Source organism: Hydrogenovibrio sp., from assembly GCF_965140365.1.
Taxonomy (GTDB): domain Bacteria; phylum Pseudomonadota; class Gammaproteobacteria; order Thiomicrospirales; family Thiomicrospiraceae; genus Hydrogenovibrio.
Map to the genome: position 1 here is coordinate 1 of NZ_OZ223196.1, position 14,184 is coordinate 14,184.

A 14,184-nucleotide genomic window follows, 5' to 3' on the forward strand; every position below is an offset into this window, starting at 1 on the left:
TTTGCATGGAACGGGTGAACCGGGTGCGATTATTACGCTTTACAGTAAAGAAGGTAGTACAACTAATGGAAATAGTACTAATTTAAATGGCTATGTACCCATCGTTACAGATGCGCCGATTGTGGTGGATAGTAACGGTAATTGGACATTGGATATTTCGAGTCTGCCAAATACGCCTGTAAATGATAATGAGTTCTTTAAAGCCACTCAGAGTGATGCTTCCGGAAATGTCAGTGATGACTCTAACATTGTGCATTATTGGCATGGGGAATGGACAACGGCAGATACAGAAGTCGGTGATGACTTTGTGTTAATGGGCTCCGGTAATGATCAGTTGACCATTAATGGTAATGATGTGAACGGCCGTTTGGTTGCAGATGGAGGCGCAGGTACTGATACAGCGATTTTCCTCGGTGATTATGATCCGAACCAAATGAATATCGAAGTTGTCGATAGCGATACCGTAAAAGTAGGTGGCGTAAACGAATTACGAGATTTTGAATTTATTCAGTTCGACAATGGCATTTATGACATCGAAAACGCAACCTTTATCCCTCAAGCTGAAGATGATACGGTTCAGGCGTTAGAAGATACAGCAGTGATGATAGATGTATTGTCCAATGATACGGATCTGGATGGCGATCAGCTAAGTGTAGAAAGCGTGACGCAACCGGCGCATGGAACGGTGGAAATCAACACAGACGGGACCGTGACCTACACGCCAAATGCGGACTACAACGGTACTGACAGCTTCACCTACACGGTCAGTGACGGCAATGGCGGTACGGATACGGCGACGGTCAACCTGACGGTCAACCCAGACAACGACACGCCGGTGGCGGTCGATGACACAGTGACGTTAAATGAAGACGCTGTTATTACGGGGCAAATGGATGCGACGGATGTGGATTTACCGCCGGGTGAGAACCTAACATTCAGCACGACTGCCAATGTGGAAGGTTTGACTTTTAATAGTGATGGTTCTTATACCTTTGATGCATCTAGTTATGACGATTTAGACCAAGGTGAAACACAACAGATCATTATTCCGGTAACGGTTACAGACGATCAAGGGGCAACAGCCGATGCAACATTGACCATAAATGTGGAAGGTTTGAACAATGATTTGACCTATGTTTCTGAAGCGGCCAGCTACCATAATGTTGTTGGTTATTTTGAAGTGGATGAAAATGGCCTCCCTGTTGGAGAGGGAACAGTTGTTATTGATAATCAAAATGGTATGACAGGCGGCACTCACTTGGCAGACTTGGATCCAAGTAAAGAGTATGGTTTCTTTATCATTTCGAATGCGGCAAATGCAGTTAATGAAAATAGCACGATTACATTTGATGTATCGAGTGGCAAACCTGTATTGCTTATCGATGGCAACGAAACGACACAACCTGTTTATTATGATACACCGTCCTTTAATCCAGACGGTAAAGATCATTTCATCTTGGAAAATGATGGACAGGGCGGAACGACCATATCAATTGAAGATTTGAATTTAGGCGATGCTGACTTTAATGATATTGTCATGCACACGAATTTTGAACTTCAAAATAAAATTGATGTGACAGCTGATTTAGCCGCTTCAAGTGATACAGGAGAGAGTGCTTCCGACGATTTGACGAAGGATAACACGCCTTTGATTACGGGTATGACTGAATCTGGAGCCACGGTGGTGATTACGAATTCGTCCGGTGACATTATCGGTCAGGGTATGGCTGATCAGTATGGAAATTATTCGATAACAACCACTGTACTGCCAGATGGAGAGCAAGTCTTAACCGTAACGGCGACAGATGTAAATGGAAACGAAGCCATAACCACTCAAACCATCACGGTTGATACAGTAGCGGAAGCCGGCGTTGTGACGGTAAATAATATTACCGACGATGATGTGGTGAATGCGATCGAAAGCGGTCAAATTATTACCGTTTCAGGTACGGCAACGGGTGGCGATATCAGTCAAGGCGATATGGTGGTCATGACGATTAATGGAACCGATTATTCAACCAGTGTCGATTCCGACGGAAATTGGCATGTCGATGTGAGTGGTTCTGATTTGGCCAACGATACGGCTTTCGACGTCAATGTGGTTTCGAACGATGCAGCGGGTAACAGTGTCACGACCACTGGAAATTCAACCCATTCGGTTGATACTCAGGCCTGGGCACATATTGATGTATTGACCATTTCGCCGGACAATGTGATCAGTTCGTCGGAGCTTTCACAGAATATTCCAGTGACCGGTTATGTTCAGTGGGATGCGAAGCCTGGCGATCCGATTAAGTTGTATTTGGACGGAGAGGTGATTGCTGAGGGTACGGTGTCCAGTGACACGAATGAACAAGGATTGTACTCCTTTAGCATCGATGTTCTAGGCTCTGTCCTGGCTCAAACCGATCAAGTCATACCGGAATTAAAAGCCGTTGTCATTGCGACGGATTCGGCCGGTAATTCTTTCACCGCCAGTACCACGGAAGTCTATGGTGTGGATACTGAAGCAACACCTGGCACGGTTACCATTGATAGCGTGACGGATGATAATGCGGTGGACACGGATGAAACTACTCAAATGGTGCCTATTTCAGGGACAGCTTCTGGTGGAGATATCCAAGTCGGTGATGAAGTGACGGTTACCGTCAATGACCAGGAATATACAACAGCGGTCGGCAGCGATGGGCGTTGGAGTATTGATGTTAGCGGAAGTGATTTGGCCGCTGATGCCGACTTGACGATCACTGCAAATGTGCTTTCTTCGGATGCGTATGGTAACCAAGTGGAGAGTGAAGGCAGTCGAACGTACGATGTAATCGAAAACACCGCACCGGATGCCCAGGATGACGGTACGATTTCATCTCCTCTGTTCTTTGGTCTACAGGGTGAATACTTCGGCACCAACACGCAGTTGTCGAATATTTCTCAGTTTAGAGAGTTGGTTGAGAACAACTCACCGGATGCGACCTTTAAAGCCCAAAATATTGATTACCAATATGGTTCGGGTGATGTCGGGTGTGGCACCAACCTGCAAACTTTCCTAGGAAGTGATGCCGACAGTTTGAGCAACGATCCGGGTAATACGTCTGATGCGGGTATCCATTTGTACGGTTCGATTTATCTTGAAGCGGGAACCTACAACTTTAAAGTCAATGCGGACGATGGTTATCAGATCATGATTGATGGTAATGCGGTGGCTGAAGTTGACCATAACCAATCTTCGACCACTCAAACGCACGCCGCCTTCACCGTCACGGAAACCGGCTATCACTCCATTGATATGATTTGGTGGGATCAAGGTGGCAGCTATGTCTTCCAGCCTGAATTAAGCTCGGACGGCGGTCAGACCTATTCGACGTTGGATCCGTCTAGCTTACTGTCTACAGAGAATGCGTCAGATGGACTGATTGTCGCTGAAGACAATACTTTGGAGATTGCTCCAGAGCAGTTGTTGGCGAATGACACGGACGCAGATGGCGATACGTTAGCCATTACAGGCGTCAGTAATGCGCAAAACGGCCAGGTGATTCTCAATGAGGATGGTTCCGTGACCTTTACTCCGGCAGCGGACTTCTATGGAACGGCATCGTTCGATTACACTATCAGTGATGGGCATGGCGGTACGGATACCGCAACGGTGGCCGTTAACGTCTTGCCGGTCAATGATGTACCAGTGGCCCACGACGAAACGGTTGGAATGGACTTTGAAGCCGCTTCGGAATCGGGTGATACAACATCCATCACCACCAACGTTGTGATTACGCTGGATATTTCCGGCAGTATGGACAGCGATAATCGTCTTGAATTGGCGAAAGACGCGCTGGAAAACACGATCAATGCATATGACGGCCAAGGCAGTGTCAATGTGAAACTGGTGACATTCAATTCGTCTGGTGAAGTGCAAACCAATACCCAAAGCGAAGTTTGGATGACCGCGGAAGAGGCGATTAATGTCATTGATAGTTTGGATGCGAATGGTTCAACTAACTATGAAGACGCGGTGTACGAAACGTATCATAATTATTCCGAACCACAAGCGGATCAAACGGTCGCTTACTTTATCTCTGACGGTGAGCCGACAGCCGAAACCGCCTATGACGGCGACTACGACTACTTGAGCGGATGGGCGCAAGATGGTTGGAATGCTTTTGTCAGCCAGTACGTGGATAGTTTGAATGTGGTGGCCTTGGGTGACGGTATTTCGGATTTGTCTTACCTAGAAACCCTAGCCAGTGCCGGTAACGATGTTTCTGATGTGATTGAAGTGCGAAATGCATCCGAACTGGATGTGGCATTAACCCCTGCTGGAACCACTTTGTCCGTGACCGGTGATTTGACTGATAATGTCACGGATCAGGAAGGTGATGTTTCCTTTACATCCATCAGTATTGCGGGTGTGACTTATACAGCATCCGACTTTGCCAATGGCCAAACCATTGCATTGGATGGCGACGGTCAATTAAGTGTCGATTTTGCAAACGGAACTTATACCTACACGGCATCCGCTTCGGAATTTGATTCGGATGTCGTCAAAACCTTTACGGTCAATGCACAGGATGAAGACGGGGCAACCGTTAGCTTTAATGTCAACATTGAGGTTAATGTTGACGACCAGGCTTCTGTTCCGAACCTTTCATTGAACATCGGTGATGAAGAAAGAGTCGTGAACACTCAGGTTTATGAAAACAATCATATTTATAATTTCAATCACTGTTCTGAATCAGAGGTTTATAACTTAGGTGGTTCAACGAATTCGGTTGCGATTGGTATCGAAAGTTATAAAGATTCTAGTGATGAGGGTCTGGTGGTTCTTTACCGAAATGGTGAAATTGTAGAACAGTTCGATTTGGATACCCTGACAACCGGAGAAAGTAATACAGCATATACTTTTGAGGTTACAAGCGCAGTTGCATTTGATAGTGTGAAAATCAAGTCAGAATCGAGTGGTAATTTTAAAATTACGAGTGTTTCGGCGGAGGTTATTCCCGATACGATTATCAATAGTGAAAACAGTTATTGGACGGATAATGAAGTTATCACTGGAACCAATGGTAACGACATCATTAATGTTGGAAGAGGGGATAATAAGACGGTTATAGCTGGCGCTGGCGATGATATTATTAATATGGAAACCGGTTTGTTTAATAACTATGGTACAGATAGTAAAATCCACGGTGGTTCAGGTTTAGATACATTATTTATCGATGATGTCCAGCAGGATGAACCAGGACTATTATCAAATGGTTATCGTTATGAAATAACGGGCAATTCAGATGGTAGTTATACTATTGAAAAAATCGGATATAACGACTATAGCTCTTGGCCTTTGGATCATTTTAAAGTGACGGTTGATGATGTAGAGAGAGTCCAGTTTAACGATTCAACGGTTACCATTGGTAATGCTTCGAACGAATCAGGCAATGACTTTTTATATCAATATGATTTAGATATTTCCGCCAGCCTGGCAGATACCGATGGGTCTGAAACCTTGTCTGATATTACCGTGTCTGGTTTACCAGAAGACGGTAGTGTTGTTGTTCAAGGTACGGGAGTAACTCCTCAGGAAGATGGCACATATCTGGTCGCTCTGCAAGAGGATGGCTCCGTAGCGGACGATGTTAAATTGTCTTCTAATCGTGAGTTGACCGAACCGGAGCTGTCGGATGTGCATGCCGCGGTTACCGCGACGGAAGCGGTTGGCGGCGATACCGAAACCACCGAAGTCAATGAAGACGAAGTACATTTCCTATATGGTGACGATAATGAAGCCGAGCATTTTATTGTCAGTGATGAGGCTCAAACCGTCGAGATCGAAAATTTCGATATTGAACACGACACCTTGGATCTAAGTGAAGTCATCGACGATACACCGGTGGATGCCGACGACCTAAGCAATTATCTGAATATGATTGATAATGGCGATGGCACTACTACGGTCAATATCGACTCTGATGGCGACGGGGACACCAATACCGGTGAGCAGACGCAGGTAGTGTTGGATACTTATGTCGACACCAATACCGACTTGAACATTCAAATTGACGATCAGAACATCGATTATCAAAATGAATGATTATAAGGCACCGTAAGGTGCCTTTTTTATTCCGTGCTCAAGAACTCGGGAAGTTGATAAAAGTTTAATTTGTCCTGACTTTTTTGATAATATGAAATTTCCTAAAATTGCGTAGGTTCGCTTGATATGTCTCAGACCCGGTCTGTCAAAAATCCGATTTACATTCAGGATGATTTATCGGATATTAAATTGATTTGTGAAGAAGGTTCTTTGTCGGTTTTTTCGGCTAAGCAGACATCGGAAGATAAGACTGGCAAGCAGACAGTGCGTGTTTTGACGGATATCCATAATCATTACGCGTTGAAACGCGAAAAAGACCTGCTGCATTACCTTAATAAATTCCCAGACGATTTCCCCAAGTTTAATGAAATCCGCAAGGCAGGTTTCAGTTACCTGAAATTTTTCGATTTTGTCGGTAAAAAAAGCTTAAAGGACGTTGTTAAGAAAAAAGGCGTTTTGTCTTCGGAAGAAGCGAAAACCCTGTTGGAGCACATGGTTTCAGCGCTGGATAAAGTGCATGGCGTTGGGTTTGTGCATACACGTATTCGCCCGGAAAATATCATTGTAGGTAAAAAGCATTATTACCTGGTGGATTGGGGTGGCACCATCCCCGCGTTGCCATCATTTGAGACCGAAGTCTTGCTGGGTGACCAGAAGTACTGCCCTCCAGAGCGGTTAAACGGTGAATATGAGGCGTCGGGGGATATTTATCTATTAGGTTGTGTATTATATTTTGCGTTAACCGGCAAGCATATTTACCGCTTGAATAAGGTTGAGCATTCGTTTGATCAGTTGTATGCCCACGCGTTTCATACCCCGAGAAAACTGAATTTATTACCGGTGTTCTGGCGTCAATTGATTGTGTGGATGACACAAAAATCCCCTAAAGATCGGCCAGGCCTGGCCGATTTGCAACAATGGTTGAAAGATGAAAGTGTGCCGAAAGAGATTCGTCAACAGAAGCCGCAAAACGTCAAAGGGTTTCCCGAGGATAGCTTGACGGTGTTAGCCGATTCTCATTACCTGTATGCATTGTTCAAAAAAGCGACTTTGTACGATGCCTCCGGTGATGCCGAATCCGCGTTTAATTTGTATGAGACTTGCGCTTTTCGTGGTTATACTCGGGCCGAAAACAATTTAGGCCTGATGTACGAAAAAGGTAAAGTGGTTCGTCAATCGTACATTAAAGCGATGAATATGTTTTACCAAGCTTATGAGAAAGGAAACCCTTACGGCGCTTACAATCTTGGTTATATTTTCGAAAAAGGTTGGGGGGTCGATGTGAATCTTCCAAAAGCCTATCAGCTTTATAAGTATGCGGCGATGCGTGGGCATCTGGCCGCTCAGAATCGATTGGGTGAATGTTACCTCGACGGCAGGGGCGTCGAGGTTGATGTGGTTCAAGCTCGGTTCTGGTTTGGGATGGCCGCTCATTATGGTAATGAGGTGGCCTCGCAGAATATTCGTCGATTGCTGATGGAAAATCGCCGAGCGGTATAGCGCTTCTGAACGGTGTTCAGTTTTCGCGGCCTTTTTAAGGTGTTGCCAAAGCGTTTTTGTCTTCTCTAAACAAAGCGTTATTTTCTTTTAAATCTTCCGTTAACCGCTTCAGCCATTGGTGCAGTACCGGCATTTTTTGGTGGCTGATTTCGATGACCTCGGCTAAGCTGAAAGATGACAGCGGATAATCGGCGCTCATACACGCGGCTTTAATTAAAAATAACCGCTCTTCCTGACGAAACTCCGGGTTGGGAATAAAGTAGGTACACTTTGCCAATAATGTTGCTTTGAGAATCGGTTCCCAATAGCTGGAGGGCACTTTTTTACGTTGTAGCAACTCCTTGTCCGGCTCATTCGTTTGCAGAGCCATCAAGAGTTCACCCAAAGAATAGGTTCCCATAAAGTCCAGCGCAATGTCGCGCGCATGAGGCGGGAGTTCTTGAAGCAGAGTTTGTTCGAATTGGTTTTCGATTAAAGGCATGGAAAAAGTCTTGTATAATGCAAAAAGTTCAAATCAATAAACCTATTTTACCAATTCAAAACTCGGTAGGATAACTTTACATAAATAACGTCATCCAACCGACTGGATAGCAAACCAACGCATTGAAGACAGGTCACTATGAGCCAGCACCCTCTCGCACAATACTTAGATGCCGTACCCGACTTTCCGAAACAGGGCATTTTGTTTCAGGACATATCGCCTTTATTGAAAACGCATTTCAAGGAAACCATCGATGCCATGTCCGGTCTTTTTACCGAGGCGGAATGGGCCGAAGTGGATTATCTGGTCGGCATTGAGTCTCGCGGTTTTATTTTTGCCTCGGCATTGGCTTACAAGCACGATAAAGGCTTTATCAAAGTGCGCAAGCCGGGCAAATTGCCGAATGTGCATTCGTCGATGGAGTACGGTTTGGAGTATGGGTCCGATAAACTGGAAATGCAAAAAGGCGATGGCAAAAAAGTGTTTTTGTTCGACGATTTGGTCGCAACCGGCGGTTCCCTGCAAGCGACGATGAAACTGTGTGAGAAAGTCGGCTATGAGGTGATTGGCATCGGTTGCCTAGTGGATTTGAAAGCGTTGAACAGTTTCGAGTATAACGGTATGAAAGCCCGTTCCTTGATTCAGTTCGACGACTGACATTTCCGTTTCCGGCCATGCCATTATCAAAAACGCCCAGGCCTGGGCGTTTTTTGTATGGAACGAAAAGAGGCTATGGGATGCGTTAAAGCTCGGATTTGGCGCGCGCAATGGCGGCCTTGACTTGTTCCGGCGCGGTGCCGCCCAGATGATTTCGAGCCGACACCGAGCCTTCCAAGGTCAACACTTCAAAGACATCATCGGTGATGCTGGCGTGGAATCCCTGTAAGGTTTCTAACGACATTTCCGATAAATCTTGGCGGGTTTGCAAGCCATGTGCCACGGCCAGGCCGACCACTTCGTGCGCATCGCGGAACGGTAAGCCTTTATTGACCAGATAATCCGCCAAATCGGTGGCGGTGGAAAAACCGCGTTTGGCCGCTTCATAGGTTACGTCACGATTGACAATAATCGCCGGCACCATGTCGGCAAACGCCCGCAAGCTGCCGCGTACCGTATCGACGGTGTCAAACAGCGGTTCTTTGTCTTCCTGGTTGTCTTTGTTATACGCCAATGGTTGGGATTTCATCAGCGTCAGCAAACTGATCAGGTGGCCATAAACGCGACCGGTTTTACCGCGAACCAATTCCGGTACATCCGGGTTTTTCTTTTGCGGCATAATCGAAGAACCGGTGCAGAAACGGTCCGGTAAATCGATGAAATTGAATTGCGCGGATGACCACAGCACCAGCTCTTCCGAAAAACGCGACAAATGCATCAGGAAAGTGGCGGCAAATGCGGTGAATTCAATGGCGAAATCACGATCGGACACGCCGTCCAAAGAGTTTTGTGAAATGCGGTCAAAGCCCAGCAGTTCAGCCGTCATTTCCCGGTCGATTGGGTAGGTGGTGCCGGCCAGGGCCGCGGAACCCAACGGCATGGTGTTGACGCGTTTGCGGCAATCTTCCAAACGTTCGACGTCGCGTTTAATCATTTCAAACCACGCCATCATGTGATGGCCAAAAGTCACCGGTTGAGCGGTTTGTAAATGGGTGAAGCCCGGCATAATGGTGTCGGCCTCTTTTTCGGCCAGAGACAGGATGCCGTGCTGTAAACGCGTCATTTCCGGCAGAATCGCATCAATTTCGTCCCGAAGGTACAGGCGGATATCGGTGGCGACCTGATCGTTACGCGAACGGCCGGTGTGCAGCTTTTTACCGGTGATGCCGATCAGGTCGGTCAAACGGGCTTCGATATTCATGTGAATGTCTTCCTGCTTGATCGACCATTCCATTTTGCCGCTTTCAATGTCGTCTTGAACCTGCCCGAGTCCCTGGATAATGTCTTCCCGTTCCTGTTCGGTCAGCAGGCCGACTTGGCACAGCATTTTGGCATGAGCGATCGACCCTTGAATGTCCTGACGATACATACGTTTGTCGAATTGAATCGAGGCGGTAAACTCTTCGACGAAGGCATCCGTGGCTTCACTGAAACGGGCGCTGGACAATTTTTCTTGGTTGTGTTGATTGCTCATAGTTTTTTCTTTGCTGTTTATGCGTGTTAAAGGATTCCAATTTGAGAGTTGGTTTTGCCGTCTATTATAAAGATTTCCGCGCCCGCTTGCGGCACTCAATTTGCCATCCAATCCTGCCACGCCAGGAGGGCAGGATATTTTGAAAGGTCGGCGGGCAGAAAGAAAGCGAATGATCGGCGTTATTGTCCCGGCATGGCGTCAAGACGCAATGGATTGCCCATTTTTTGATAAGCATGATTCAGGTGTTTATGAATCAAGGTGGTGTAGAGCTCGATATTGGCGATGCCAACGATATTGTCCGCCACTTTTTCGCCGTTTCCGTCGATGAAGATCACCGTCGGCGTCAGGTCCGCTTTGTAGCGGCGTGCCAGTTCATCTTTACGAATCGGTTGGCCGTTCACATCGGGAATCGGTTGGTGTTCGTCGATGCTTAAATAACGCATAAACACCACTTTGCCGTCGTAATCGCCGCCCAGAGCCATAGGGTCAAGCACCTCTTCGCGCAGAATGTGGCAGAATTCACACCATTCGGCCCCGACGGTTAGCATAATCGGCAGATTGCGTTCCCGTGCCTCAGCCGCCAGTTCTTGCAGATTGGTCAGTTCTTTCAGCTTCGAATTCGCCGCATAACCGGAAGCGTTGGCGGCTTTGTCACAGCCCGCTAAAAATAAGATGGCTGTCAGCATTGTCGCCAGTAATTTCAAATTCAAATCCGTTCTCCTTCCTTGCCCGAGGCTAGGCATTCACTCAGACCCCCATTTTATCGAAAAAACAGCCGTCATTTTGAGTAAAATGGGGAACAATCATGCACAAACACCGACTGTTTTCAGGGAAATTAATGAGCAGGAAGCGTATGTGCAACCATTCATATTCAACTTTCGGAAGGATCCATGAAGAAAACCCTCAGAATCGCAACGCGAAAAAGCCCGCTGGCCATGTGGCAGGCCGAATTTGTCAAAGCCGAACTTGAAAAGGCGCATCCCGGATTGGCCGTGGAATTGCTGCCGATGTCGACCAAAGGCGACAAAATTCTCGATGTGCCGCTGGCGAAAATCGGCGGCAAAGGGCTCTTCACCAAGGAGCTGGAAGATCGCATGATAGCGGGGGAAGCCGATATCGCGGTGCATTCCATGAAAGACGTTCCGATGGAGTTGCCGGAAGGGTTTGCATTGGGTGCGATTTTAGAGCGCCACGAGCCGACCGACGCTTTTGTGTCCAATCATTATGAGTGTTTTGACGATTTACCACAGGGCGCGGTTTTAGGCACTTCCAGTCTTCGTCGTAAGGCGCAGTTGATGGCCGCTCGTCCAGACTTGGTGGTTAAGGATTTGCGCGGCAATGTCGGCACACGCCTGGGGAAACTGGATGCCGGCGAATACGATGCCATCGTGTTGGCGACCTCCGGTTTGAAACGCTTGGAACTAGACGAGCGCATCCGTCATGAACTGCAACCGGAAACCTGTTTGCCGGCCGTGTCGCAAGGCACTTTGGGGATTGAATACTTTGAAAAAGATGAGGACGTCTTGGCGTTGATTCAAGTACTGAATCACCGCGATACGGAAATTCGTACCCGTGCCGAGCGCGCCATGAACCATCGCTTGGAAGGTGGCTGTCAGGTACCGATCGGCGTCTATGCCGAATTGAAAGGCGACGACATTTACTTGCGAGGGCTGGTGGGGGCTTTGGACGGTTCGGAAATCATCCGTGCCGAAGCCACCGGGCCTCAAACCGACGCGGAAACTTTAGGCATTGGTGTGGCGGAAGACTTGCTTGAACAGGGCGCCGGAGCCATTTTAAAAGAAGTGTATGACCAAGCTTGATGGGCTGACGTTATTCAATACCCGACCGCGACACCAAGCCGCGCATCTGACGCACTTGGCCGAGAATATCGGGGTGACGGTACTGACTTGCCCAAGTATCGAAATTGAAACGTTATCTTTGCCGGCGGAGGCGGTTACGCGTTTCGGTCGGTTTGATAAAATTGTGTTTGTCAGTCGCAATGCGGTCGCGGTTTTAAACGATTTATTTCAAGCCGCCGGGCAGGCATCGCCGACGTTTGGCGAGTCGGCCAGGTGTTTTGCGATTGGTCAGGCGACACAGCAGGCGTTGCAAGCGCAAGGTTGGCCTGTGGCTTCGCTGGACATTGACCAATTTATCAGCGAGGACTTGCTGGCGACGGAAGCATTAAAAGACTTGCAGGGGCAACGTTGTCTGATTGTCAAAGGCGAAGGCGGACGACCCACCTTGAAAGCCGGTTTGGAAAAGGCCGGAGCGGATGTTGAAGAATGGTTGATTTATCGCCGCCGCCCGGCGGCATTGTGTGCCCAGGCCTGGTCGAAATTTCAATCCGCCGCGCATCCGGTGGTGCTGGCCAGCAGTTTGCAGGCCTGGTCGAACTTAGTGGCGATGATGTCGGAAAGCGCCCAGGCCTGGCTGTTTTTACAAGATATAATTGTGTTCAGTGAACGCATCGAACAGGCTATTCGTGAACAAGGGTGGCAGGGCCGGATTTTTGTGGTGCCCCAACAAAGTGATGACGGCGTACTGAGCGCGCTGAAACAGATCTCAATGCAGAGTTAATGCGGCAAAGCCGTAAAAGGATACGATTATGGTAGCTTCTGAAGAACCGATTACCCCAAAAGCCGATCAACGCGTGCTGGACGGGGAAGTGGTGAAGGGTGGTCACGCCAAATCCGAGCATAAAAATCGAAAAGGCTCGTCCGATGATGACAAACCGTTAAAAGCCAAACGCGACTGGTCCGGCTGGTGGCCGCAAACCTTTATGCAGAAAATGGCGTTGTTGCTGGTGTTGCTATTGGTTGGCATCATCACCTATCTGGCGATGAAAACCAATCAGCAGGATTGGCAGGTCGAAAAAATCAATCAATTGCAGAGTGATGTCGGTCAGCTGAAAACGGAAACCAAAACCCTCAAAAGCAGCCAGAACGAATTGAAAGAAGCCTTGACCGCGAAACTGGCGTCACCGGAAAACCAACCCGTTCTCAGTCAGGGGGATGTTGACGCGGTGAAAAGTGAACTGGAAACCTTTAAGACCAATGTTCAGGACAAGTTAGCCGAGGTGACCCAGCAGTTGAAAGGCATGTCGCAACAGGCCGGTGAGGCCTCCCAAAAGCTGGGCGAAGCCGTCAAACCGTCACCGGAGTTGCAGGCCAAAGCCAAAGCGTTGGGCGATGAAGTGAACAATCAGTTGCAACAAATGGGGCAACAGTTGTCCGAATTGTTCGATTTCAAGCAGGAACAACAAGAGCGCAACGAATGGCAAAAACAGCAGGATTCCAAACTGGAATCGGCGACGGAAGGGGCCGTTTCGGTTGAAGCATTATCGGCAAAACAAATTCATCAATGGGCCTTGGAAATCAATACGCAGTGGTTATTGACCGGCAATGCCGTGCAGACCCGTCAGCACTTGTTGGCATTGGAAAAAGCCGTTGGGGCCAGCGCGATGGAAGGCAAAAATGATTTCATCCGCCGGATTGGCCAGGATTTGGCTCGAATTGATACACAACCGAATTCTTCGGCGACGGATGTGACACCGGTGCTTGAGACACTTCGAAATCAAATTCAAAAGCTACCGCCAGCGAAAAAAGTTTCACATGAAACCCTTCCTGAAGCATCCGGTCAGACGACGGAACCGTCAGAAACCACGACGGACTCGTCTTGGCAGAAGTTACAGAGTAAATTTGAAGCCCTGTTTTCAGTACGCAAACGCGAATCGGCTGAGCAGCTGACGCAGGTGGAAAGCTTGATGTTGCATGATGTCTTGATTCAGCGTGGATTGCTGTTGGTGGATCGTTTGCAATGGGCGCTGGATTCGGAGTCAAAACCGCTATTGGACAAAGCTCAGCAATCGCTCAACGACTTTATGGCGGCCCATTTCCCAGAGCAGGCTGAAGCGGTCAAAGCGACATTGGCTCCCTTACAGCAGGTGACTTTTTCACCAAGACAGCCGCTGGATATTGCGGAAGGGGTCTAAAA

9 protein-coding genes are annotated in these 14,184 nt (G+C 47.9%); 6 read left to right on the top strand and 3 right to left on the bottom strand.

All coding sequences use genetic code 11. From position 1 onward, the window contains the following. The first annotated feature begins 148 nt into the window (after positions 1–148). Complete coding sequence (locus AC0KH7_RS00005; protein WP_472369562.1) at positions 149–6,076, top strand: Ig-like domain-containing protein; 5,928 nt, start codon at positions 149–151, stop codon at positions 6,074–6,076. A 126-nt stretch (positions 6,077–6,202) separates the two neighbouring features. Further along, a complete protein-coding gene (locus AC0KH7_RS00010) occupies positions 6,203–7,576 on the top strand; it encodes a protein kinase domain-containing protein (protein ID WP_472369564.1) in 1,374 nt (457 codons plus the stop codon). Between the two features lie 34 nt (positions 7,577–7,610). Here the strand turns inward: AC0KH7_RS00010 and AC0KH7_RS00015 are convergent, their stop codons facing one another. Beyond that, the gene (locus tag AC0KH7_RS00015; protein WP_472358680.1) at positions 7,611–8,057 is read right to left on the bottom strand and encodes a hypothetical protein; all 447 of its coding nucleotides are present in this window, start codon (positions 8,055–8,057) and stop codon (positions 7,611–7,613) included. A gap of 138 nt (positions 8,058–8,195) precedes the next feature. On the opposite strand from AC0KH7_RS00015, the gene AC0KH7_RS00020 reads away from it, so the two are divergent. Then, positions 8,196–8,714: an adenine phosphoribosyltransferase gene (locus AC0KH7_RS00020; protein WP_029939369.1), complete on the top strand. Its 519-nt coding sequence runs from the start codon at positions 8,196–8,198 to the stop codon at positions 8,712–8,714. 85 nt (positions 8,715–8,799) lie between these two features. On the opposite strand, the gene argH is transcribed toward AC0KH7_RS00020, so the two are convergent. Both argH and AC0KH7_RS00030 read right to left on the bottom strand, forming a co-directional pair. Beyond that, the gene (gene argH, locus AC0KH7_RS00025) at positions 8,800–10,188 is read right to left on the bottom strand and encodes an argininosuccinate lyase (RefSeq protein WP_472369566.1); all 1,389 of its coding nucleotides are present in this window, start codon (positions 10,186–10,188) and stop codon (positions 8,800–8,802) included. A gap of 179 nt (positions 10,189–10,367) precedes the next feature. Beyond that, positions 10,368–10,898 carry a thioredoxin family protein gene (locus AC0KH7_RS00030; RefSeq protein ID WP_472369568.1) on the bottom strand — a complete coding sequence of 177 codons (531 nt, stop codon included), beginning with the start codon at positions 10,896–10,898 and terminating at the stop codon, positions 10,368–10,370. Positions 10,899–11,078: 180 nt separating this feature from the next. On the opposite strand from AC0KH7_RS00030, the gene hemC reads away from it, so the two are divergent. From hemC to AC0KH7_RS00045, 3 genes are read left to right on the top strand one after another with little or no spacing between them, the layout of a single operon-like run. Beyond that, positions 11,079–12,008, top strand: a complete 930-nt coding sequence (gene hemC / locus AC0KH7_RS00035; RefSeq protein ID WP_472369570.1) for a hydroxymethylbilane synthase — start codon at positions 11,079–11,081, stop codon at positions 12,006–12,008. Further along, complete coding sequence (locus AC0KH7_RS00040) at positions 11,995–12,768, top strand: uroporphyrinogen-III synthase (protein ID WP_472369572.1); 774 nt, start codon at positions 11,995–11,997, stop codon at positions 12,766–12,768. Before hemC ends, AC0KH7_RS00040 begins: the two co-directional genes overlap by 14 nt. Positions 12,769–12,796: 28 nt before the next feature. Next, positions 12,797–14,182 (top strand): hypothetical protein, encoded by a 1,386-nt coding sequence (locus tag AC0KH7_RS00045; protein WP_472369574.1) that lies wholly within the window; start codon positions 12,797–12,799, stop codon positions 14,180–14,182. Positions 14,183–14,184 lie beyond the last annotated feature (2 nt).